Raw genomic sequence first — 23,141 nt, forward strand, 5'->3', positions numbered from 1 at the left:
CTCCGCGCGGATCGCCCACGCCCCCTCAACTCATGCGACGCGGCGGCTTGCCCTCCTCCGGCGGTGCCTCACCCCGTATCCGCACCGGATATCCCACCTCGCCACCGCCCTCCCGCTCTATCGTCAGCGCACCGTCCCGCAGCCGGGTGGCGAACCGCAGCAGTTCCGGCTTCTCCCAGCCGTCGCCCGTCTCCACGGCCAGCGCGCCCGCCCCCGCGCCCTTACGGCCCTGGCACGGTGTCCATACCTCGAGCTCCACCTCGCCGTCCGGCCCCGCCACCGGAACCACCGAACCGGCCCGGGCCAGTACCGGGATGCCCGACAGCGGGGCGTCCAGCACCACCTTGCCCGGGCCGTCGTACGCCCGGCCGGTCACCGTGTCGTACCAGCGGCCGCGCGGCAGCCGTACCGGCCGCCGGCGGGCGCCCTCCTCCAGGGCCGGCGCCACCAGCAGCGCGTCGCCCAGCAGAAAGGCGTCCTCGCAGTCGCGCAGCGCGCGGTCCTTGGGTGTCCGCCACCATACGGGGCGGACATACGGGGCGCCGGTGCGCGCGGCCAGCTGCGCCAGCGTTGTGAAGTAGGGCATCAGCCGCTGCCGTTCGCGCAGCGCCGCCGCCGCGTGCTCCAGCACCTCCGAGCCGAACTCCCACGGCTCCCGCCGCCCCGCCGAGATCGCCGAATGGGTGCGGAACAGCGGCAGATACGCACCCAGTTGGAACCAGCGCAGATACAGCTCCGGCGACGGAAAGCCGGTGAAGCCGCCGATGTCGGGCCCCGAATACGGCACCCCGGACAGGCCCAGCCCGATCACCAGCGACAGCGAGGCCCGCAGCCCCGCCCAGTCCGTGGCCACGTCGCCGGACCAACTGCCCCCGTACCGCTGCAGCCCCGCCCACCCCGAGCGCGAGAAGAGAAACGGCCGCTCGTCGGGGCGCAGCTCGCACAGCCCCTCGTAGCCGGCCCGCGCCATGGCCAGCGCGTAGACGTTGTGCGCCTCGCGGTGGTCGCCGCCCCGGCCCTCCAGGACGTGCCGGGCCGAGCGCGGCAGGGTGGTCTCCCCGAAGGCGGCGAACGACACCGGTTCGTTCATGTCGTGCCACACCCCGGAGAAGCCCTGCGCCAGCCGCTCCGCGTACAGCCCGCCCCACCACTTGCGCACCCGCGGATCGGTGAAGTCGGGGAACACCGATTCGCCCGGCCACACCACTCCGCGCACCTCACGGCCCCGGGTGTCGCGCACGAAGACGTCCTCCGCCGCCCCGCTCGCGTACACCGCGTTGCCCGGCTCCGCCTTCACCGCCGGGTCGACGATCGACACCAGCCGCACCCCGTCCTCGAGCAGCTCGGCGGCGAGCCCCGGCAGATCGGCGAAGCGCGCGCCGTCCACCGTGAACACCCGGTGCCCAGCGAAGTGGTCGATGTCCAGATGCAGCGCGGACAGCGGCAGATCCCGCTCCCGGTAGCCCGCCACCACCCGCCGTACCTCCGCCGCGTCGCCGAACCCCCAGCGCGCGTGGTGGTGGCCGAGCGCCCACCGCGGCGGGACGGCCGGGGCGCCCGTCAGCGCCGTCCAGCCGTGCAGCACCCGCGCCGGGGTGCCCACGATCACCCAGTAGCGCAGCGGGCCGCCCTCCATCCGCGTCCGGCAGCTGCCGGGCCGGTCGTGGCCCGAGCCCGCGCCCTCCTCGCCCTCCCGCAGGGTGACCGAGCCGTCCCAGGAGTTGTCGTGAAACACCAGATGGGTGCCCGCGTCGGCCACCACCAGCTGTACCGGCATGGTGAGATACAGCGGATCGTCCCCCGGCTCGAAGCTGCCGCCCGGATCGGTGTTCCACAGCCGGTACACACCGTCCCGCAGCCGCGGCCCGGACGCCCGTCCACCGAGCCCGAAGAACCGAGCGTCCGCCGCCACTTCGGACCGCTGCAGCCAGCGCGCGCCCTCCCCGCCCACCCCCGCCCCCGGCTCCGCGGGCCCGGGCGCCCCGGCCGGCTCCCACCAGCGCGGCGGCAGATCCCGCCGCAGCACCACCCCGCCCGGGGTGCGCACCTCCACCGTGCCGGTCCGCGACACCATCACCGTGACCCGCTCGGACACCACCCGCCAGCCGCCGCCGGTGTCCGGCTCCAGCTCCGCCCGCTCGTCGGCCTCAGGACAGGGTCCGTCCAGCGCGTACGACGGCTCCGGCTCGGCCCCGTCCCAGCCGCAGAACACCGCGCCACCCGTGGTCACCCGCACCCGCAGCGAGGACCTGGCGAACCGCACCACCCCGCCCCCCGGCTCCGGATCGGCCCCCTCCACCTCACCCGGCACCCGGGCCAGCTCGGTGCCCCGGCGGGGCAGCCCGACCGCGTCGGAACGCCGACGCCGCCACGCCGAGCGCAGTGACCGCAGCCCCTGCGCCGTGCAGATCACCTTCACCGACCGCACCAGCTTTTCCGACCGCACCAGGTCACGCGCATCCATACTGATCAGCCTGCCATTGCCGACGCCCGGCAGAGATATGGTTCAACTGCCGTTCACCCGTGGTCCTCCCACATGATCCCGCCCTGTGATGTGGAGTGGCGCCCCTGGTGTGGGAGTCGATCACATGGCATCGTCCTGACCGGACGCATACGAGGCGGATGCACCAGCCACGGACACATCCGACGCGGACAGCCCGGGAGCCGACACCCATGACCACCGCAGCGCACTCCGACCATCGGCCACAGCCCCTGTGGCAGCCCGGCGCGGACCGGATCGACCGGTCCCGGCTGACCGCCTTCCACGCCTGGGCGGCCGAGCGTCACGGCGCGCCCGCGCCCACCAAGGACGACCCGGCCGCGAGCTACGCCGCGCTGCACCGCTGGTCGGTGGAGGAGCTGGAGACCTTCTGGCAGGCGGTCGCCGAATGGTTCGAGGTGCGCTTCACCACCCCGTACGAACGGGTGCTCGCCGACGCCGCCATGCCCGGCGCCCGCTGGTTCCCCGGCGCCACCCTCAACTACGCCGAGCACGCCCTGCGCGCCGCCGAGGACCCCGCCCGCGCCGACGAGCCCGCGCTGCTCCACGTCGACGAGACCAATGACCCGCGCCCGGTCAGCTGGGCCGAACTGCGCGGCCAGGTCGGCGCCGTCGCCGCCGAGCTGCGCCGCCTCGGCGTCCGCCCGGGCGACCGGGTCAGCGGCTACGTCCCCAACATCCCCCAGGCCACCGTCGCCCTCCTGGCCACCGCCGCCGTCGGCGCCGTATGGACCTCCTGCGCCCCCGACTTCGGCGCCCGCAGCGTCCTGGACCGCTTCCAGCAGGTCGAACCGGTGGTGCTCTTCACCATCGACGGCTACCGCTACGGCGGAAAGACCCACGACCGCACCAAGACCGTGGCCGAGCTCCGCGCCGAGCTGCCCACCCTGCGCGCCGTCGTCCACATCCCGCTGCTGGGCACCCCCGCCCCCGAGGGCGCGCTCGTCTGGGACGACGTCGTGCGCGAACCGGCGGAGCCGGTCTTCGAGCCGCTGCCCTTCGACCACCCCCTGTGGGTGCTCTACTCCTCCGGCACCACCGGCCTGCCCAAGGCGATCGTCCAGTCCCAGGGCGGCATCCTGCTCGAACACCTCAAGCAGCTCGGCCTCCACTGCGACCTCGGCCCCGGCGACCGCTTCTTCTGGTACACCTCCACCGGCTGGATGATGTGGAACTTCCTGGTGTCCGGGCTGCTGGTCGGCGCCACCGTGGTCCTCTACGACGGCAGCCCCGGCCATCCGGACACCGCCGCCCAGTGGCGCGTCGCCGAGCGCACCGGGACCACGCTCTACGGCACCTCCGCCGCGTACGTCATGGCCTGCCGCAAGGCCGATGTCCACCCGGGCCGCGACTTCGACCTCTCCCGCATCAAATGCGTCGCCACCACCGGCTCCCCGCTGCCGCCCGACGGCTTCCGGTGGATCCACGACGAGGTGGCCGAGGACATGTGGATCGCCTCCGTCAGCGGCGGCACCGATGTGTGCAGCTGCTTCGCGGGCGCCGTGCCCACCCTCCCCGTCTACATCGGCGAGCTGCAGGCCCCCGGCCTCGGCACCGACCTCCAGGCATGGGACCCACAGGGCGAATCAGTGGTCGACGAGGTCGGCGAGCTCATCGTGGCCCGCCCCATGCCGTCGATGCCGGTCCGCTTCTGGAACGACCCCGACGGCAGCCGCTACCGCGACAGCTACTTCGAGATGTTCCCCGGCGCGTGGCGCCACGGCGACTGGATCACCCTGACCTCCCGTGGCACCGTGGTCATCCACGGCCGCTCCGACTCCACCCTCAACCGGCAGGGCGTCCGAATGGGCTCCGCCGACATCTACGAGGCGGTCGAACGGCTCCCGGAGATCCGCGAATCCCTCGTCATCGGCGTCGAACAACCCGACGGCGGCTACTGGATGCCACTCTTCGTCCACCTCGCCCCCGGCGCCGCACTGGACGAGGAGCTCCTGAGCCGCATCAAGACCACCATCCGCACCCAGCTCTCCCCACGCCACGTCCCGGACGAGATCATCGAGGTCCCCGGCGTCCCCCACACCCTGACCGGCAAACGCATCGAGGTCCCGGTCAAGCGCCTCCTCCAGGGCACCTCCCTGGACAAGGCGGTCAACCCGGGCTCGGTGGACGACGTGGAGCTCCTGCGGTACTACGAACGCCTGGCGGAGGAGAAGCGGGGCTCGGCTCCGTCGGAGGGCGCGGCTGGGGCTTGAGGGAGCGGGTATCCGGGGAAGCCCCGACCTTCGGCCGGGCGGAGCTCCACCCTCCGGCTCCCTCCGGCCCTCCGGCTCCCTCCGGCCCTCCGGCTCCCTCCGGCCCTCCGGCTCCCTCCGGCCCTCCGGCTCCCTCCGGACTTCCGGCTCCCTTTGGACCTCCGGCCCCCTCTGGACCTCCGGCTCTCTCTGGACCTCCGGCCTCCTCCGGGACCTCCAGCTCCCTCTGGACTCCCAGCTCCCTCCGGACCCCCAGCCCATCCGGACCCCCAGCCCCTCCGGGCCCCCAGCCCCTCCGGACCCTCCGCACCCTCCAGCCCCTCCGGCGTTTGAGGAGCGGGGCCCAGGGGCGGAGCCCCGGCGGGGGTCCGGGGGCGGAGCCCCCGAAACGGGGTCTGGGGCGCAGCCCCAGCGGGGCCCGGGGCAGCGCCCCGGTTCGGGAAGGGAAGGGGAGGGGAGGGGTGGGGAAAACCCCCGCCTACCCCCCATACGTGGCCTGAGCCTCCCCCAACACCCCCACCAAATCCCCCGCCAACACCCCCGCATCTGCCTCCCCCAACCCCGCCGTCGTAATGCGCACCCCCGCCCCGGCACCCAGCCGAAACCTCGCACCGGCCGCCACCCACCACCCTCGCGTCCGCAACCCGTTCACGACCGCCGCCTCGTCCCGCACCGGCACCCACGCATTCATCCCGCTCGCCCCGTGCGCGGCGACCCCCCGAGCCGACAGCGCGGCCAGCAGGGCCTCACGCCGTCGCGCGTAGGCGGTCCGCGCCGCGGCCACCAGGCCCTGGGTCTCGGGGTCGGTCATCAGCCGCGTCACCGTCTCCTGCAGCACATGGCTGACCCAGCCCGAGGTCAGCACCATCCGGCCGTCATGCCGCGCCAGCGTCGTACGGTCGCAGGCGAGCGCACCCCACCGCAGGTCCGTCCCCAGGTGCTTGGAGACCGTGCGCACCTGCGCCCAGCGCGCCAGGCCGCCCGTGGCGAGGCTGTGCAGCGGCACTCCCGCGATGTCCGCGGCGTGGTCGTCCTCGATCACCAGCACTTCGGACGGGGCTGCACCCAGCACCTCCAGCAGCGCCTCCCGGCGCCCCGCCGAGAACCAGCCGCCGTAAGGGTTCTGCGCACGCGGGCTGCAGACCAGCGCACGCGCCCCGGACCGCAGCGCCGCCCGCAGCGCGTCCGGCCGGATCCCCTCGTCGTCCACCGCCACTGGCACGGTCCGCAGCCCCAGCGCCGGGACGAGGTCCAGCAGGTGGTGGTAGCCGGGGTCCTCCATCGCCACCGCGTCACCCGGCCTGAGCTCGACCGACAGCAGCCGGGCCACGCAGTCCAGCGCGCCATGGGCGAAGGTGAGGTGCTCGGCCGGCACGCCATCGCGCTCGTACCAGGCGCGGGCCAGGTCCTCCAGACCGGCCAGCCGGGGCTGGGCGCGGTGTGACCGGATTCCGGGGGAGAGGCGGGCGGCCGGGAGCAGCGCGGGGAGGAAGGCCGGATCGGGGTGACCGCCCGCCAGATCGCGCACCCCCTCCGGCACCGGCGGCGGGCGCCGCGAGGCGACCGCGGGCGTCGGGGCGACCACCGTGCCGCCCCGCCCGTGGGTCACCACGATTCCGCGCCGCCGCAGCTCCTTGTAGGCGGTCGCGACGGTGCCGGGGCTGATGCCCAGCCGCTCGGCCAGCCGGCGCACCGGAGGCAGCGCGGTGCCGGGCGCCAACGCCCCCTCCACCACGCCCTGTTCGACGGACGCGGCAATCCCCTTGGCCGACGCACCGGTGATCTCATATTGTGTCGCCACAGAAAATATTCTGTATCAATACAAAATCGAATGTCAAGGGGGACCAGGGTGGGCAAGCCAACGTGGCGCACCGCGCTGAGCGACCGCATCCCCGGCGGCCGGGACGGCCGGCGCATGCTGACCGTCACCTTCGTCGACCGGATCGGCTCGGGCCTGTGGGGCGCGACCGCGACGCTCTACTTCACCTACGCCGCCGGGCTCGGCACCGCCGAAATCGGCGTGCTGCTCGCCGTGTCAGGAAGCGTGGGCATCGCCGGGCCGCCCCTCGGCGGCCTCCTCGCCGACCGCGTCCCGCTGCGCCCGCTCCTGATCATCGTCCAACTGGTCCGCGCCGTCGCCTCACTGGCCCTCCTCACCACCACCGACCTCGGGCTCCTGCTCGCCATCACCTCGGTGGGCAGCCTCGGCGACCGCGCGGCCTCCGTACTGACCAAGCTGTACGCGACCCGCGTCGCGGGCCCCGAGCGCGTCCGCTACCAGGCCATCAGCCGCACCGCCATGAACGTGGGCTGGGCCGTCGGCGGCCTCGCGGCGGCAGCGGCACTCACCGGCGGTACCGTCACCGTCTACCGCTGGCTCCTCGTCGGCGACGCGCTCTCCTTCCTCGCCTCCGCGCTGTTCACGCTCGGCTGCGCCGAACCGCCCTCGGCCGCCCGCATCGCGGCCAAGTCCACTTCCGCACCCGGGGAACCCGCGGCATCCGCGCCCGGCGAACCCACGCCCGACGAGACCGCACCCAGCGAATCCGCACCCAGCGACCCCGCCCCCGCACCCGGGAGGACCACCGCCCCCAACCCCTGGCGCGACCGCCGCTATCTCACCTACACCGCCGGCGAGGCCGTCCTCTTCCTCGACGACTCCGTCTTCAAGGTCGGCCTGCCGCTGTGGGCCGTGACGGCCACCAGCGCACCGCATCAACTCGTCCCCCTGCTGCTCGTCCTGAACAACGTGCTCGTGGTGCTCTTCCAGGTCCCGTTCGCCCGCTTCGGCGCCACCCCGCACACCGCACGCACCTCGCTGTGGCCGCTGGCCGGCGCGTTCCTCCTCGGCGGGGCCGCGCTGGCCGCCTCGACCGTCGGCGCGCCCTGGCTCGCGGCCGTCATGCTGGTGCTGGCCGCCACCGCCTTCACCGTCGCGGAGATGCTGCACGCCACGATCTCCTGGGAGCTGTCCGTCGTCCTCGCCCCGCCCACCGCACAGGGCGCCTACCTCGGCGTGCACGGCCTGGCCCAGGCCGTGCAGCGCAGCGCGGGGCCGCTCGCGGTGACGGCGGCGATCGCGGCGGGCCCTCTCGGCTGGCTCGGCCTCGGCGCCGGGCTCGCCGCGATGTGCGGCGCCCAGCACCACCTGGTACGGGACCGCGGCGACGGAGCGTTGTCAGTGGCCCCGGTTACGGTGAGTGAGCACTGAACATCCGCGCTGAGGGGGAGTCATGGCGCACACCGGACAGCGGAGCGAGGACTGGAGCCGCCCCGGCAGGCACCGGGGCAAGCACGGCAAGCCGAAGCCACATCCGAAGACGACGAAGCCGAAGACAGCGAAGGCGAATACGAGGACGCGGCACCGGACGAGGAGCCAGACCGCCCGTCGCGCCCTGCGCAGAGAGGTGCCCAGCACGGTGGCCCTGCTCGCCGACGAGCGGGACTTCGCGGCCATGCGGCACTACGCATCGTTCGCCTTCGACGACCACGGTGCGTATCTACGGCAGATGGAAGGGCTGCTGAAGGCGCTCGCGGCCAAGGGCGTCCACACCACCGTCGCCCTCTTCGACCCCGTCGCCTACGAGGAGTTCTGCGCGGACACCCGGCTCGACCCGGACACCTCCGCGAGCCGCACTCGCTATACGGCGGAGCTGGCCGCCGCGGGCGGCACCGTCATCTATGAGGGCCAGCCGATCGACCGTCTGGTTCCACGGCTCATCGGCGTGGCCGACGAGCAGGCCACCTGGGAGTACGCCACGGCGCTGCTCTCCCGCGCCGGCCACCGCGGGGAGTGCCGCGACGACACCACCGCCCGCGCCGCGTTCGACCGCGCCGGGGCCGCGTTGCGCAAGGTCGTCGAGGCGGCCGGGCCAGGCGTCCACCATCTGGTCTGCAGCGTCCCGGCGGACGGCACCTCGCTGGTCGCCGTGCTCCACGCCGACGCCCGGGAAGCGGGCCCGCCGAAGCTGCCCGAGCCCTCGGGGCTGGTCTTCCGCACCGTCCTGGCCTGCGGCTTCGCCCTGCGCAGCCCAGGCGGCCTGGTGCTGCGCACCATCGTGGTGGACAGCCCCGAGACGGTCCGCGGCTGGGCGCTGCACGATGGCTGGCTGCGCCCGCTGAGCGAGGCGGAGGTGTTCACCGCGTACTGCACCGACGCCCGGACCGGTGAACCCATCCCACCGGAGCACGGCGTCGAATACCGGGCGGGCATCCCGCTCGGCAGCCCGGAATGACCGAAGGCGTCCCGCCACACGGCGGGACGCCTTCACCATCAGCTCATCAGCTCGCGGTCACGAGCTCACCGGCTCATTCGCCGGACAGCACCGCCTGCGCCGCCCGGCGGGCATCCTCGGCGGTGTCCGCCGCGCGCGCCGCGGAGGCGGCCCGCTCGCACTGCGCGAGCGTGTGCTTGGCCAGCGTCGCGCGCACATACGGAATGGAGGCCGCACCCATGGAGAGGCTGGTGACCCCCAGACCGGCCAGCACACACGCCAGCAGCGGATCGGAGGCGGCCTCACCGCAGACACCACAGCTCTTGCCCTCGGCCTGCGCGGCCTCCGCCGACGCCGCCACCAGGTCGAGCAGCGCGGGCTGCCACGGGTCCTGCAGCCGTGAGACCGCACCCACCTGACGGTCGGCCGCGAAGGTGTACTGCGCCAGGTCGTTGGTGCCCAGCGACAGGAACTCGACCTCCTGAAGGATCGAGCGCGCCCGCAGCGCGGCGGACGGAATCTCCACCATCGCGCCGAACTTGGCCCGCAGCCCCGCCTCACGGCACGCGTCCGCGAACGCCTTGGCGTCCAGCCGGTCGGCCACCATCGGGGCCATGACCTCGAGATAGACCGGCAGCCCCTCCGACGCCTTGGCCAGCGCCGTGAGCTGCGTCCGGAGCACCTCGGGGTGGTCGAGCAGGGTACGCAGACCGCGGACACCCAGCGCCGGGTTGGGCTCATCGGCCGGGGTGAGGAAGGCCAGCGGCTTGTCCGCGCCCGCGTCCAGGACCCGCACCACCACCCGACCCTCGGGGAACGCCTCCAGCACCTGGCGGTACGCCTCGACCTGCTTCTCCTCCGACGGCGCCTGGGTGCTGTCGTCGAGGAAGAGGAACTCGGTGCGGAACAGCCCCACACCCTCGGCGCCCGCCTCGACCGCCGCCGGCACATCGGCCGGTCCGCCGACGTTCGCCAGCAGCGGCACCTTGTGTCCGTCAGACGTCGCACCCGGACCGGAGGAGGCGGCCAGCGCGGCCCGGCGCTCCTCGGCGGCCCGCGTCAGCTCGGCCCGCTTCTCCTCGCTCGGGGACACGAAGATCTCACCCGTGCTGCCGTCCACGGCGATCAGGGTTCCCTCGACCAGATCCCCGGCACCGGGCAGCGCGACCACGGCCGGCACCCCCAGGGCACGGGCGAGGATCGCGCTGTGGCTCGTCGGCCCGCCCTCCTCGGTCACGAACCCCAGCACCAGCGTCGGGTCGAGCAGCGCGGTGTCGGCGGGAGCGAGGTCCCGCGCGATCAGCACATACGGCTCATCACTGTCCGGCACACCCGGCATCGGCACACCCAGCAGCCGCGCCACGATCCGGTTCCGCACATCATCGAGGTCGGCCACCCGGCCCGCCAGATAGTCCCCTGCCCCCGCGAGCAGCGCCCGGTAGGCGGCAAAGGCGTCGTACACCGCGCGCTCGGCGGTGCTGCCCACGGCGATACGCCGCTCGACATCGGCCATCAGCTCCGGGTCCTGCGCCATCATGGCCTGCGCCTCGAGTACGGCCTGGGCCTCGCCGCCCGCCAGATTGCCGCGCGCGACCAGATCGGCCGCCACGGCCTCCACGGCCTGGCGCGCTCGCCCCTGCTCACGTGGCGCCTCATCGGCCGGAATCTGCCTCGCCGGCGGCTCCAGGACCGCCGTCCCCATATGGCGCACCTCGCCGATGGCCACCCCGTGGCTCACGCCGACGCCTCGCAGCGTTGTCTCCATGTCACCCGTCCCCGGTCGATACGGCGGAACCCCGCCATGGTGGATGTCGTACCAGCAGTGCGCGCCACCCGGCCCCGGTCCCCACCGGCCGCCGAGCGTACGCGCGGCTCACCAGTTGAAGAGGGTGTCGCCCGGCTTCACGTCGACGCCTTCCTTGACGTCGGACAGGGCATCGGCCGTGGCCTCGAGCGCCACGATCGGACAGATCGGCGACTTGCCCGCGGCCACGGCGGTGGCCGGGTCCCAACGCACGATCGCGTCGCCCCGCTTGACGGTGTCCCCCTTGTTGATGAGCACCTCGAAGCCCTCACCGTTCAATTGCACGGTGTCGATGCCGAGGTGGGTGAGCACACCATGTCCCTCCCCGTCCACGACGACGAACGCGTGCGGGTGCAGAGAGACGACGATGCCGTCGACCGGAGCCACGGCCACAACCGGCTCGAGCACCGGGTCGATCGCCGTGCCCGGACCGACCATGGCGCCGGAGAACACCGGATCGGGAACCGCTTCGAGTCCGATCACGCGGCCGGTGACCGGTGAGGTCACGCTGGTCATGGGGCCTCCCGGGGTGAAGAATCATTACGCGCCGTCACCGTCTGTCCCGGACAGCGCACTGCCCAGAAGAGTAAGTCATAGGAACTTCGGATTCCGCACACGTGGCGCTGGAAGAGTGGACGCTCGGGCCTGGAATCGATTTGCCACGGCCGCGCGAGGCGCTGTACTGTCGTACTCCTGCCCACCGGATGAAGCACTGCGGTCATCTGCGTGTACATCCAGGTTCAGGGCGGCGCCATCAGCTACTTGATCCAAATCTCGGATCCGCTTTCGCGTGCCTTGCGAAAGACACCGGTTCGGAGAGCGGGAAATGGTCTGATAGCGTGTGAAACACCGAAGGGAAGCGCCCGGAGAGACCGGTGAAACGGTTTCAAAGGAAGCGTCCGTTCCTTGAGAACTCAACAGCGTGCCAAAAGTCAACGCCAGATATGTTGATACCCCGTCCATCTCGGACGAGGTTCCTTTGGAAAAATACACAGCGAGGACGCTGTGAGCGGACTGGATTATTCCTCCGGTCTGCTCCGCTCTCGTGACTGTGTGACCGGGATATCCCGGAAGCATTCACGGAGAGTTTGATCCTGGCTCAGGACGAACGCTGGCGGCGTGCTTAACACATGCAAGTCGAACGATGAACCGGTTTCGGCCGGGGATTAGTGGCGAACGGGTGAGTAACACGTGGGCAATCTGCCCTGCACTCTGGGACAAGCCCTGGAAACGGGGTCTAATACCGGATATGACACGCTCCCGCATGGGATGCGTGTGGAAAGCTCCGGCGGTGCAGGATGAGCCCGCGGCCTATCAGCTTGTTGGTGGGGTGATGGCCTACCAAGGCGACGACGGGTAGCCGGCCTGAGAGGGCGACCGGCCACACTGGGACTGAGACACGGCCCAGACTCCTACGGGAGGCAGCAGTGGGGAATATTGCACAATGGGCGAAAGCCTGATGCAGCGACGCCGCGTGAGGGATGACGGCCTTCGGGTTGTAAACCTCTTTCAGCAGGGAAGAAGCGAGAGTGACGGTACCTGCAGAAGAAGCGCCGGCTAACTACGTGCCAGCAGCCGCGGTAATACGTAGGGCGCAAGCGTTGTCCGGAATTATTGGGCGTAAAGAGCTCGTAGGCGGCTTGTCGCGTCGGATGTGAAAGCCCGGAGCTTAACTCCGGGTCTGCATTCGATACGGGCAGGCTAGAGTTCGGTAGGGGAGATCGGAATTCCTGGTGTAGCGGTGAAATGCGCAGATATCAGGAGGAACACCGGTGGCGAAGGCGGATCTCTGGGCCGACACTGACGCTGAGGAGCGAAAGCGTGGGGAGCGAACAGGATTAGATACCCTGGTAGTCCACGCCGTAAACGTTGGGAACTAGGTGTGGGCGACATTCCACGTTGTCCGCGCCGCAGCTAACGCATTAAGTTCCCCGCCTGGGGAGTACGGCCGCAAGGCTAAAACTCAAAGGAATTGACGGGGGCCCGCACAAGCGGCGGAGCATGTGGCTTAATTCGACGCAACGCGAAGAACCTTACCAAGGCTTGACATACACCGGAAACCTCTGGAGACAGGGGCCCCCTTGTGGTCGGTGTACAGGTGGTGCATGGCTGTCGTCAGCTCGTGTCGTGAGATGTTGGGTTAAGTCCCGCAACGAGCGCAACCCTTGTTCTGTGTTGCCAGCATGCCTTTCGGGGTGATGGGGACTCACAGGAGACTGCCGGGGTCAACTCGGAGGAAGGTGGGGACGACGTCAAGTCATCATGCCCCTTATGTCTTGGGCTGCACACGTGCTACAATGGCCGGTACAATGAGCTGCGAAGCCGTGAGGTGGAGCGAATCTCAAAAAGCCGGTCTCAGTTCGGATTGGGGTCTGCAACTCGACCCCATGAAGTCGGAGTCGCTAGTAATCGCAGATCAGCATTGCTGCGGTGAATACGTTCCCGGGCCTTGTACACACCGCCCGTCACGTCACGAAAGTCGGTAACACCCGAAGCCGGTGGCCCAACCCTTGTGGGGGGAGCCGTCGAAGGTGGGACTGGCGATTGGGACGAAGTCGTAACAAGGTAGCCGTACCGGAAGGTGCGGCTGGATCACCTCCTTTCTAAGGAGCACATAGCCGACTGCGAGCGCATGTCTCGCACGGTTTGCTCATGGGTGGAACGTTGACTATTCGGCACGGCCGTCTGGTCCGCTGTTTCTAGTACTGCCCCTTCGGGGCGTGGAACGAGACTGCTGGATCCGGGGGTCGGGCCGGGCACGCTGTTGGGTGTCTGAGGGTACGGGCTATGACGCTCGTCCTTCGGCCGGTCCCGGTGAACCGCACGGTGAGTGTGGGTGACGGGGTACGGGTCGTTGTTTGAGAACTGCACAGTGGACGCGAGCATCTGTGGCCAAGTTTTTAAGGGCGCACGGTGGATGCCTTGGCACCAGGAACCGATGAAGGACGTGGGAGGCCGCGATAGGCCCCGGGGAGCTGTCAACCGAGCTTTGATCCGGGGGTGTCCGAATGGGGAAACCCGGCAGTCGTCATGGGCTGTCACCCATACCTGAACACATAGGGTATGTGGAGGGAACGCGGGGAAGTGAAACATCTCAGTACCCGCAGGAAGAGAAAACAACCGTGATTCCGGGAGTAGTGGCGAGCGAAACTGGATGAGGCTAAACCGTATGTGTGTGATACCCGGCAGGGGTTGCGCATACGGGGTTGTGGGAGTGCTTTTGATCGGTCTGCCGGCCGGTCGGTGAGTCAGAAATTGTTGATGTAGGCGAAGGGCATGCGAAAGGCCCGGCGTAGAGGGTAAGACCCCCGTAGCTGAAACGTCAGCAACTTGCTTGAGTATTTCCCAAGTAGCACGGGGCCCGAGAAATCCTGTGTGAATCTGGCGGGACCACCCGCTAAGCCTAAATATTCCCTGGTGACCGATAGCGGATAGTACCGTGAGGGAATGGTGAAAAGTACCGCGGGAGCGGAGTGAAATAGTACCTGAAACCGTGTGCCTACAAGCCGTGGGAGCGTCGCCGTGTTCTTCGGAGCACGGTCGTGACTGCGTGCCTTTTGAAGAATGAGCCTGCGAGTTTGCGGTGTGTTGCGAGGTTAACCCGTGTGGGGAAGCCGTAGCGAAAGCGAGTCCGAATAGGGCGGTTTAGTAGCGCGCTCAAGACCCGAAGCGGAGTGATCTAGCCATGGGCAGGTTGAAGCGGAGGTAAGACTTCGTGGAGGACCGAACCCACCAGGGTTGAAAACCTGGGGGATGACCTGTGGTTAGGGGTGAAAGGCCAATCAAACTCCGTGATAGCTGGTTCTCCCCGAAATGCATTTAGGTGCAGCGTCGTGTGTTTCTTGCCGGAGGTAGAGCACTGGATAGGCGATGGGCCCTACCGGGTTACTGACCTTAGCCAAACTCCGAATGCCGGTAAGTGAGAGCGCGGCAGTGAGACTGTGGGGGATAAGCTCCATGGTCGAGAGGGAAACAGCCCAGAGCATCGACTAAGGCCCCTAAGCGTACGCTAAGTGGGAAAGGATGTGGAGTCGCAGAGACAACCAGGAGGTTGGCTTAGAAGCAGCCATCCTTGAAAGAGTGCGTAATAGCTCACTGGTCAAGTGATTCCGCGCCGACAATGTAGCGGGGCTCAAGCGTACCGCCGAAGTCGTGTCATTGCAGCATGTGGTCTAACGATCGCTGTGATGGGTAGGGGAGCGTCGTGTGCCGGGTGAAGCAGCCGTGTAAGCGAGTTGTGGATGGTTCACGAGTGAGAATGCAGGCATGAGTAGCGATACACACGTGGGAAACGTGTGCGCCGATTGACTAAGGGTTCCTGGGTCAAGCTGATCTGCCCAGGGTAAGTCGGGACCTAAGGCGAGGCCGACAGGCGTAGTCGATGGACAACCGGTTGATATTCCGGTACCCGCTTTGAAGCGCCAACGTCGAACCAGGCGATGCTAAGTCCGTGAAGCCGCCCTGATCTCTTCGGAGTTGAGGGGAGTGGTGGAGCCGACGGTCCAGACCTGTAGTAGGTGAGTGATGGGGTGACGCAGGAAGGTAGTCCAGCCCGGGCGGTGGTTGTCCCGGGGTAAGGGTGTAGCCCGAGGAGTAGGTAAATCCGTTCCTCATTGAAGGGTGAGACCTGATGCCGAGCCGATTGTGGTGAAGTGGATGATCCTATGCTGTCGAGAAAAGCCTCTAGCGAGTTTCATGGCGGCCCGTACCCTAAACCGACTCAGGTGGTCAGGTAGAGAATACCGAGGCGTTCGGGTGAACTATGGTTAAGGAACTCGGCAAAATGCCCCCGTAACTTCGGGAGAAGGGGGGCCATTGCTGGTGATGGGATTTTCTCCTTGAGCTGGTGGTGGCCGCAGAGACCAGCGAGAAGCGACTGTTTACTAAAAACACAGGTCCGTGCGAAGCCGTAAGGCGATGTATACGGACTGACGCCTGCCCGGTGCTGGAACGTTAAGGGGACCGGTTAGTCACATTTCGGTGTGGCGAAGCTGAGAACTTAAGCGCCAGTAAACGGCGGTGGTAACTATAACCATCCTAAGGTAGCGAAATTCCTTGTCGGGTAAGTTCCGACCTGCACGAATGGCGTAACGACTTCTCGACTGTCTCAACCATAGGCCCGGTGAAATTGCACTACGAGTAAAGATGCTCGTTTCGCGCAGCAGGACGGAAAGACCCCGGGACCTTTACTATAGCTTGATATTGGTGTTCGGTTCGGCTTGTGTAGGATAGGTGGGAGACTGTGAAGCCGCAACGCCAGTTGTGGTGGAGTCATTGTTGAAATACCACTCTGGTCGTGCTGGATGTCTAACCTGGGTCCGTGATCCGGATCAGGGACAGTGTCTGGTGGGTAGTTTAACTGGGGCGGTTGCCTCCTAAAGGGTAACGGAGGCGCCCAAAGGTTCCCTCAGCCTGGTTGGCAATCAGGTGTTGAGTGTAAGTGCACAAGGGAGCTTGACTGTGAGACCGACGGGTCGAGCAGGGACGAAAGTCGGGACTAGTGATCCGGCGGTGGCTTGTGGAAGCGCCGTCGCTCAACGGATAAAAGGTACCCCGGGGATAACAGGCTGATCTTCCCCAAGAGTCCATATCGACGGGATGGTTTGGCACCTCGATGTCGGCTCGTCGCATCCTGGGGCTGGAGTCGGTCCCAAGGGTTGGGCTGTTCGCCCATTAAAGCGGTACGCGAGCTGGGTTTAGAACGTCGTGAGACAGTTCGGTCCCTATCCGCTGTGCGCGTAGGAGTCTTGAGAAGGGCTGTCCCTAGTACGAGAGGACCGGGACGGACGAACCTCTGGTGTGCCAGTTGTCCTGCCAAGGGCATGGCTGGTTGGCTACGTTCGGGAGGGATAACCGCTGAAAGCATCTAAGCGGGAAGCCTGCTTCGAGATGAGGACTCCCACCCACTTGATGGGTTAAGGCTCCCAGTAGACGACTGGGTTGATAGGCCAGATATGGAAGCCGGGTAACTGGTGGAGTTGACTGGTACTAATAGGCCGAGGGCTTGTCCTCAGGTGCTCGCGTCCACTGTGTTGGTTCTGAAGCAATGAACCGTATTGAACCCCCCTTTTGTTTTGGGGTGTGGTTCCGGTTCAGTTTCATAGTGTTTCGGTGGTCATAGCGTTAGGGAAACGCCCGGTTACATTTCGAACCCGGAAGCTAAGCCTTTCAGCGCCGATGGTACTGCAGGGGGGACCCTGTGGGAGAGTAGGACACCGCCGAACAATCTTTAAGAAAGACCCCGATGGGAATTTACTTCCGCCGGGGTCTTTTTTATGTCCATGTCCGGTACGCCCCGGTGCGGAACCCATGCGGGCCTACCGGTAGAGTCATGGGGCATCATCGGCCTGTTTCTCACGGGAGGCTCCCGGGTGGAGGTACAGGAGACACGAGTTCAGACGGACCGTGTGCTCACCATCCCGAACATCCTCAGCGCGGCGCGCCTCGTCGGCGTGCCGCTTTTCCTGTGGTTGATCCTCCGGCCCGAGTTCGGCGGGCCCAACAGCGACGGCTGGGCACTGCTGGTGCTGGCGTTCAGCGGTGTCAGCGACTATCTCGACGGGAAGCTGGCCCGTCGCTGGAACCAGATCAGCAGCCTCGGCCGGCTTCTCGACCCGGCTGCCGACCGGCTCTACATACTGTCGACGCTTGTCGGTCTCACCTGGCGCGAGATCCTGCCCCTCTGGCTGACCGCGGTCCTTCTCGCCCGAGAGCTGGTCCTGCTGGTGATGGTGGGCATCCTCCGGCGCCACGGCTATCCGCCGCCCCAGGTGAACTTCCTCGGCAAGGCGGCGACCTTCAACCTGATGTATGCCTTCCCCTTGCTCCTTCTGAGTGAGGGAAGTGGCGTGCTTCACACGACCGCCGCAATTTTCGGATGGGCGTTCGCCGGATGGGGTACAACACTCTATTGGTGGGCAGGAGTCCTCTACGTGGTTCAGGTCCGCCGACTTGTGAAGGCGGACACCGCGGCCGACTGAGTTCGCCGTAGCGGCGTCCATGGAGGCCGGGGCCCGTAGTGCGGTAGATGCAAGGGCCATCCGGCGTGCACGGTCGGCATGACCGTCGTCTCTTCAAGGAGGACGCTTCCGACATGAAGGCCGTCGTGATGGCAGGGGGCGAGGGAACTCGTCTGCGCCCGATGACCTCGACCATGCCCAAACCGCTGCTGCCCGTGGCCAATCGGCCGATCATGGAGCATGTGCTGCGGCTGCTCAAGCGGCATGGGCTCAGCGAGACCGTGGTGACCGTCCAGTTCCTCGCGTCCCTGGTCAAGAACTACTTCGGTGACGGCGAGGAGCTCGGTATGGAGCTCACGTACGCGAATGAGGAGAAGCCACTCGGCACCGCCGGTAGCGTCAAGAACGCGGAGGAAGCACTCAAGGACGACACCTTCCTTGTGATCTCGGGCGACGCCCTGACGGATTTCGACCTTACGGATCTGATCAATTTCCATAAGGAAAACGGAGCCCTTGTCACCGTCTGTCTGACGCGCGTCCCCAATCCCCTCGAATTCGGTATCACCATCGTCGACGAGGCCGGAAAGGTCGAGCGTTTCCTGGAGAAGCCCACCTGGGGTCAGGTCTTCTCCGATACGGTCAACACCGGCATCTACGTCATGGAGCCGGAGGTCTTCGACTATGTCGAGCCCGATGTTCCGGTCGACTGGTCCGGAGATGTCTTCCCTCAGTTGATGAAGGAAGGCAAGCCCATCTTCGGGTATGTCGCCGAGGGCTACTGGGAGGATGTCGGCACCCATGAGAGCTATGTGAAGGCCCAGGCCGACGTTCTAGAGGGCAAGGTCGACGTCGAACTCGACGGATTCGAGATCTCACCCGGCGTATGGGTCGCCGAAGGGGCGGATGTGGATCCGGAGGCCGTGCTCCGCGGTCCGCTCTATATCGGCGACTACGCCAAGGTGGAGGCCGGTACCGAGATCCGTGAGCACACCGTCGTCGGCTCCAATGTCGTGGTGAAGAGCGGCGCCTTTCTTCACAAGGCGGTGGTGCACGACAACGTGTACGTCGGCCAGCAGAGCAATCTGCGCGGCTGTGTCATCGGCAAGAACACCGACATCATGCGCGCCGCCCGTATCGAGGACGGGGCCGTCATCGGCGATGAGTGCCTGATCGGCGAGGAATCGATCGTCCAGGGCAATGTCCGGGTCTACCCGTTCAAGACCATCGAGGCGGGCGCGTTCGTCAACACCTCGGTGATCTGGGAGTCGCGGGGGCAGGCCCATCTGTTCGGCGCCCGCGGTGTCTCCGGCATCCTCAATGTGGAGATCACCCCGGAGCTCGCGGTGCGGCTTGCCGGAGCCTATGCGACGACCCTCAAGAAGGGCTCCACGGTCACCACTGCGCGTGACCACTCCAGGGGCGCGCGGGCGCTCAAACGGGCGATGATCTCCGCCCTGCAGACCAGCGCCATCGACGTACGGGACCTGGAGAACGTACCGCTGCCGGTGGCCCGGCAGCAGACCGCGCGCGGCAGCGCCGGCGGCTTTATGATCCGGACCTCGCCCGGGGTGCCGGATTCGGTGGACATCATGTTCTTCGACGAGCGGGGCGCCGATCTGTCCGCGGCCGGTCAGCGGAAGCTGGACCGGGTGTATGCCCGCCAGGAGTACCGCCGGGCCTTCCCGGGCGAGATCGGTGACCTCAGCTTCCCGTCGAGCGTCTTCGACTCGTACACGGGCTCGCTGCTGCGCGCCGTGAACATCAGCGGCATCGCCGAATCCGGTCTCAAGGTCGTCGTGGACGCCGCCAACGGAAGCTCCGGGCTGGTGCTCCCGAGCCTGCTGGGACGGCTCGGGGTGGACGCGCTGACCATCAACCCCGGCCTGAACGAGGCGCGTCCGACGGAGACCGCCGACGCCCGCCGGTCGGGGCTGGCCCGGCTCGGCGAGATGGTGGCCTCGGCGCGTGCCGCGTTCGGGGTGCGGTTCGACCCGGTCGGTGAGCGGTTCTCGCTCGTGGACGAGCGGGGCCGCATCGTGGAGGACGACCGGACGCTGCTGGTGATGCTGGACCTGGTGGCCGCGGAGCGGCGCAGCGGGCGGGTGGCCCTTCCGGTGACCACGACCCGTATCGCCGAGCAGGTGGCGGCGTATCACGGCACGCAGGTGGAGTGGACGACCACCGCGGCGGACGATCTGACCCGGGTCGCCCGGTCGGAGACCACCATCTTCGGCGGTGACGGGCGCGGCGGATTCATCATCCCCGAGTTCAGCAGCGTCTTCGACGGTACGGCCGCCTTCGTCCGGCTGATCGGGCTGGTGGCGCGCACTCAGCTGACGTTGAGTCAGATCGATGCGCGGATCCCGCGGGCGCATGTCCAGCGGCGCGATCTGGCCACCCCCTGGGCGGTCAAGGGCCTGGTCATGCGGCATGTGGTGGAGGCCGCGGGCGACCGCAGCGTGGACACCACCGACGGGGTGCGGGTCGTGGAGGCCGATGGGCGGTGGGTCATGGTGCTGCCCGACCCGGCCGAGGCGGTCACCCATCTGTGGGCGGAGGGCCCGGACGACGCGTCCGCGCAGGCCCTGCTGGACGAGTGGTCGAGCGTCGTGGACAGCGCGGGGCGCTGACCCCGAGGCCGTCTGCGCACGTCTGAGCGTGTGGGGGCGCCGCCCCGAGGTCCCCGATCCGGCACGCCGGAGGGGCCATTCGGTGGCGGCGGCCCCCACGTGCGACGATGTGCGGCATGTCGCAGCCGCCCCCCGTTCGGAGCACAGCATCGCCGCGCCCTCGCCCGCGCCTCGACGCGTCCATGTCGCTGCTGACCAATGTGATGGACCACAGCCTCGACGACGGTTACGCCGAGGCCGCCGCGCGGCGCGGTGAGACCGGTCGCTCGGGCCTGCCGCGCACCATGCGGGCCAAACTGGGGCTGGCTCTCGGCCTTGTCCTGGTCGCGGTGGTCATCACCGTCGGCGCCGCCGAGGCGCGGATATCGGCGCCCACGCTGGCCAAGGAGCGGGGAGAACTGATCGACCGTATCGAGACGGGGAACTCGAACGCGGACGACCTCGCCAGGAGCGTGGACAAGCTCCGCGGCGAAGTCGGGGAGAAGCAGCGGCAGGCACTGGAGAAGCACGGCGGAGCCAAGGCCGATCTGGTGGCGCTGCTCTCGGGGGCCAACGAGGTGACGGGCCCCGGGGTGAAGCTGGTGGTCGACGATGCCAAGGGCGCGGCCGGCGGCGGCGGGGGACCACGGGAGAGCGCCGACTTCTCCGATACCGGCCGGGTGCGCGACCACGACATGCAGCGCGTCGTCAACGGCCTGTGGGAGTCGGGCGCGGAGGCCATCTCGATCAACGGACAGCGGCTGACGGCGCTCTCGGCGATCAGGGCTGCGGGAGACGCCATACTGGTCGACAACAAGCCGCTGGCGCCGCCGTATACGGTGCTCGCGGTGGGGGACGGGCAGCGGCTGAGCACCGCTTTCCAGAACAGCGCGGACGGTCAGTATCTGCATGTGCTGCAGCAGAACTATGACATCCGCACGAGCATTTCCGCCCAGGACTCGCTCCGGCTTCCGGCCGCGCCGAGCCTGATCGTACGCACCGCGGAACCGATAGCCGGTGGCTCCGGCAAGGGTGACGCCGACACAGGGAAGGGCACATCGTGATCGCCGTATTGGGGCTCATCGTGGGAGTCGTGGTCGGGCTTGTGGTCCGACCCGTGGTGCCGACGGTGGTCGAGCCCTATCTGCCGATCGCCGTCGTGGCGGCACTCGACGCGGTCTTCGGGGGCTTCCGGGCGATGCTGGACGGGATCTTCGACGACAAGGTCTTCGTCGTATCGTTCCTGTCCAATGTGGTGGTGGCCGCACTGATCGTCTTCCTCGGTGACAAGCTGGGCGTCGGTGCTCAGCTGTCGACGGGAGTCGTGGTCGTGCTCGGTATCCGGATCTTCTCCAACGCGGCCGCGATCCGCCGCCATGTCTTCCGGGCGTGAGGCCGATGACGACCGACGACACCCCTGAGAAGCCCGAGCGGCCAGAGTCGGCCGAAAACCGACGGCCGGCCGAAACGCCGCGACTGGCCGAGAGGGACGCGAAGCCCGAAAGGCCCGAGCAGGCAGCGAAGGCCGAAAAGACCGAACCGGGCGCTGAGCAGCCGCGGCGGTCGCCCGAGCCGCCGCGACGGCCGGAGACGGCCGAGAAGCCCGTGCCCTCCGGGGAGCCGTGCGAGCGGGCACAGCCGGAGCGGCCGTCGGCGGCCGAAACGCCGCGGCCGGGTGCCCCGTCGCCCGCCCGGAAGCCCGAGCAGCGTGACGTACGGCAGCAGCCGGGCAGGCCGTCCACGCCCCCGCGGGGTGAGCCGGGCAGGCCCGCCGGGCCCGCGCGAGGCGAGCCGGGCAGAGCTGCCGGGCCCCCGCCGGGCGGCCTCAAGGACGTCGCTCTCAGGACGCCCTTGCCCAAGGCCGTGCTGCCCGAGGCCCTGCCGCCGCAGGCCCAGGGCCGGCCCGTGAAGGCGGGCGACACGCCCACGCCGGGCGCCGAGGGCACCAGGCCCCCCGGCGGGCCCAGGAGCGGCCCCGGAGAGCGTGTGGGGCCCGTCCCCGGCCCCGGAGCCGGGCAAGGCGGCCCTGGGACTGGACAGAGGTCGGAAGAGGCCCAGACCGGCCGCCAGCGGCTGCTGAAGGGCGTATGGCCGCCGCGGCTGACCCGTGCGCAGCTCATCGTCGCCCTGCTGCTCTTCGGCCTCGGCCTGGGCCTCGCCATCCAGGTGCGCTCGACCAACGAGAACAGCGTGCTGCGCGGAGCCCGGCAGGAGGACCTGGTCCGGATCCTCGACGAGCTGGACTCCCGCACTCAGCGGCTCCAGGACGAGAAGCGCCGGCTGGAGAACCAGCGCACCGAGCTGGAGAACAGCTCGGACCAGGCCGAGGAGGCCCGCAAGCAGACGCTCCAGAAGGAGCAGCAGCTGGGCGTGCTCGCGGGTACGGTGGCAGCACAGGGTCCCGGTATCACGATCACGATCGACGACTCCCGGGGCTCCGTGGAGTCGGACATGCTGCTCGACACGGTGCAGGAGCTGCGCGCGGCGGGTGCCGAGGCGATCCAGATCGGCAAGGTGCGGGTGGTCGCCGGCACCTACTTCGCGGACAGCGGTGGCGCGATCCAGATCGATGGACAGAAAGTGACGCGACCGTATGTTGTGAAGGTGATCGGCAAGCCGGAGGATCTGGAGCCGGCGCTGAACATTCCCGGCGGGGTGGTGCAGAGCCTGGAGAAGGAGCAGGCCACTGTGTCCGTGCGGCGGGAGAAGAAGGTCGTTGTGGATGCCTTGCGATCGGCGAAGCCGCCTGACTACGCTCGGTCGTCATCACGGTGAGGCGGTTCGAAATGAGGGTCTCTCGGGGAGACCATGTGGACGCGGGGGGTCAACGCACCAGAAGATC

Annotated in this window: 12 protein-coding genes and 3 rRNA genes; 11 read left to right on the forward strand and 4 right to left on the reverse strand. The window is 68.3% G+C overall.

The annotated features are described in order from the left end of the window. Window positions 1-25: 25 nt before the first annotated feature. Window positions 26-2,464 (reverse strand): glycoside hydrolase family 31 protein, encoded by a 2,439-nt coding sequence (locus CGL27_RS44765; protein WP_119993360.1) that lies wholly within the window; start codon window positions 2,462-2,464, stop codon window positions 26-28. A gap of 209 nt (window positions 2,465-2,673) precedes the next feature. Here CGL27_RS44765 and CGL27_RS44770 point away from each other — a divergent pair, with 209 nt between their 5' ends. Then, window positions 2,674-4,713, forward strand: coding sequence for an acetoacetate--CoA ligase (locus tag CGL27_RS44770; protein WP_119993361.1), 2,040 nt, complete (start codon window positions 2,674-2,676; stop codon window positions 4,711-4,713). 478 nt (window positions 4,714-5,191) lie between these two features. On the opposite strand, the gene CGL27_RS44775 is transcribed toward CGL27_RS44770, so the two are convergent. Then, complete coding sequence (locus CGL27_RS44775) at window positions 5,192-6,514, reverse strand: aminotransferase class I/II-fold pyridoxal phosphate-dependent enzyme (RefSeq protein ID WP_119993363.1); 1,323 nt, start codon at window positions 6,512-6,514, stop codon at window positions 5,192-5,194. Between the two features lie 48 nt (window positions 6,515-6,562). On the opposite strand from CGL27_RS44775, the gene CGL27_RS44780 reads away from it, so the two are divergent. Both CGL27_RS44780 and CGL27_RS44785 read left to right on the forward strand, forming a co-directional pair. Further along, window positions 6,563-7,924 (forward strand): MFS transporter, encoded by a 1,362-nt coding sequence (locus CGL27_RS44780; protein WP_276147904.1) that lies wholly within the window; start codon window positions 6,563-6,565, stop codon window positions 7,922-7,924. Between the two features lie 22 nt (window positions 7,925-7,946). After that, window positions 7,947-8,948 carry a hypothetical protein gene (locus tag CGL27_RS44785; RefSeq protein ID WP_119993365.1) on the forward strand — a complete coding sequence of 334 codons (1,002 nt, stop codon included), beginning with the start codon at window positions 7,947-7,949 and terminating at the stop codon, window positions 8,946-8,948. 73 nt (window positions 8,949-9,021) lie between these two features. On the opposite strand, the gene ptsP is transcribed toward CGL27_RS44785, so the two are convergent. Next, window positions 9,022-10,692 (reverse strand): phosphoenolpyruvate--protein phosphotransferase, encoded by a 1,671-nt coding sequence (gene ptsP / locus CGL27_RS44790; protein WP_119993366.1) that lies wholly within the window; start codon window positions 10,690-10,692, stop codon window positions 9,022-9,024. Between the two features lie 108 nt (window positions 10,693-10,800). Next, complete coding sequence (locus CGL27_RS44795; RefSeq protein WP_119993368.1) at window positions 10,801-11,247, reverse strand: PTS glucose transporter subunit IIA; 447 nt, start codon at window positions 11,245-11,247, stop codon at window positions 10,801-10,803. A gap of 560 nt (window positions 11,248-11,807) precedes the next feature. Here CGL27_RS44795 and CGL27_RS44805 point away from each other — a divergent pair. The 8 genes from CGL27_RS44805 (at window position 11,808) to CGL27_RS44840 (ending at window position 23,074) form a co-directional block, all read left to right on the forward strand. Then, a 16S ribosomal RNA gene (locus tag CGL27_RS44805) occupies window positions 11,808-13,334 on the forward strand. 287 nt (window positions 13,335-13,621) lie between these two features. Continuing rightward, window positions 13,622-16,743 (forward strand): 23S ribosomal RNA (locus CGL27_RS44810). Window positions 16,744-16,838: 95 nt separating this feature from the next. Next, a 5S ribosomal RNA gene (gene rrf, locus CGL27_RS44815) occupies window positions 16,839-16,955 on the forward strand. The 16S, 23S and 5S rRNA genes sit together here, the layout of an rRNA operon. Before the next feature lie 147 nt (window positions 16,956-17,102). After that, window positions 17,103-17,711, forward strand: coding sequence for a CDP-alcohol phosphatidyltransferase family protein (locus tag CGL27_RS44820; protein WP_078645867.1), 609 nt, complete (start codon window positions 17,103-17,105; stop codon window positions 17,709-17,711). A 113-nt stretch (window positions 17,712-17,824) separates the two neighbouring features. Continuing rightward, window positions 17,825-20,320, forward strand: coding sequence for a mannose-1-phosphate guanyltransferase (locus CGL27_RS44825; protein WP_078645868.1), 2,496 nt, complete (start codon window positions 17,825-17,827; stop codon window positions 20,318-20,320). A 116-nt stretch (window positions 20,321-20,436) separates the two neighbouring features. Further along, a complete protein-coding gene (locus CGL27_RS44830) occupies window positions 20,437-21,363 on the forward strand; it encodes a DUF881 domain-containing protein (protein ID WP_119993371.1) in 927 nt (308 codons plus the stop codon). Continuing rightward, window positions 21,360-21,692 carry a small basic family protein gene (locus CGL27_RS44835; protein WP_014058688.1) on the forward strand — a complete coding sequence of 111 codons (333 nt, stop codon included), beginning with the start codon at window positions 21,360-21,362 and terminating at the stop codon, window positions 21,690-21,692. The genes CGL27_RS44830 and CGL27_RS44835 overlap by 4 nt, the downstream gene beginning before the upstream one ends. 458 nt (window positions 21,693-22,150) lie before the next feature. Continuing rightward, window positions 22,151-23,074 (forward strand): DUF881 domain-containing protein, encoded by a 924-nt coding sequence (locus tag CGL27_RS44840; RefSeq protein WP_240450852.1) that lies wholly within the window; start codon window positions 22,151-22,153, stop codon window positions 23,072-23,074. Window positions 23,075-23,141: the final 67 nt, after the last annotated feature.

This window comes from Streptomyces sp. 11-1-2 (assembly GCF_003595545.1).
GTDB classification, from domain to species: domain Bacteria; phylum Actinomycetota; class Actinomycetes; order Streptomycetales; family Streptomycetaceae; genus Streptomyces; species Streptomyces hygroscopicus_B.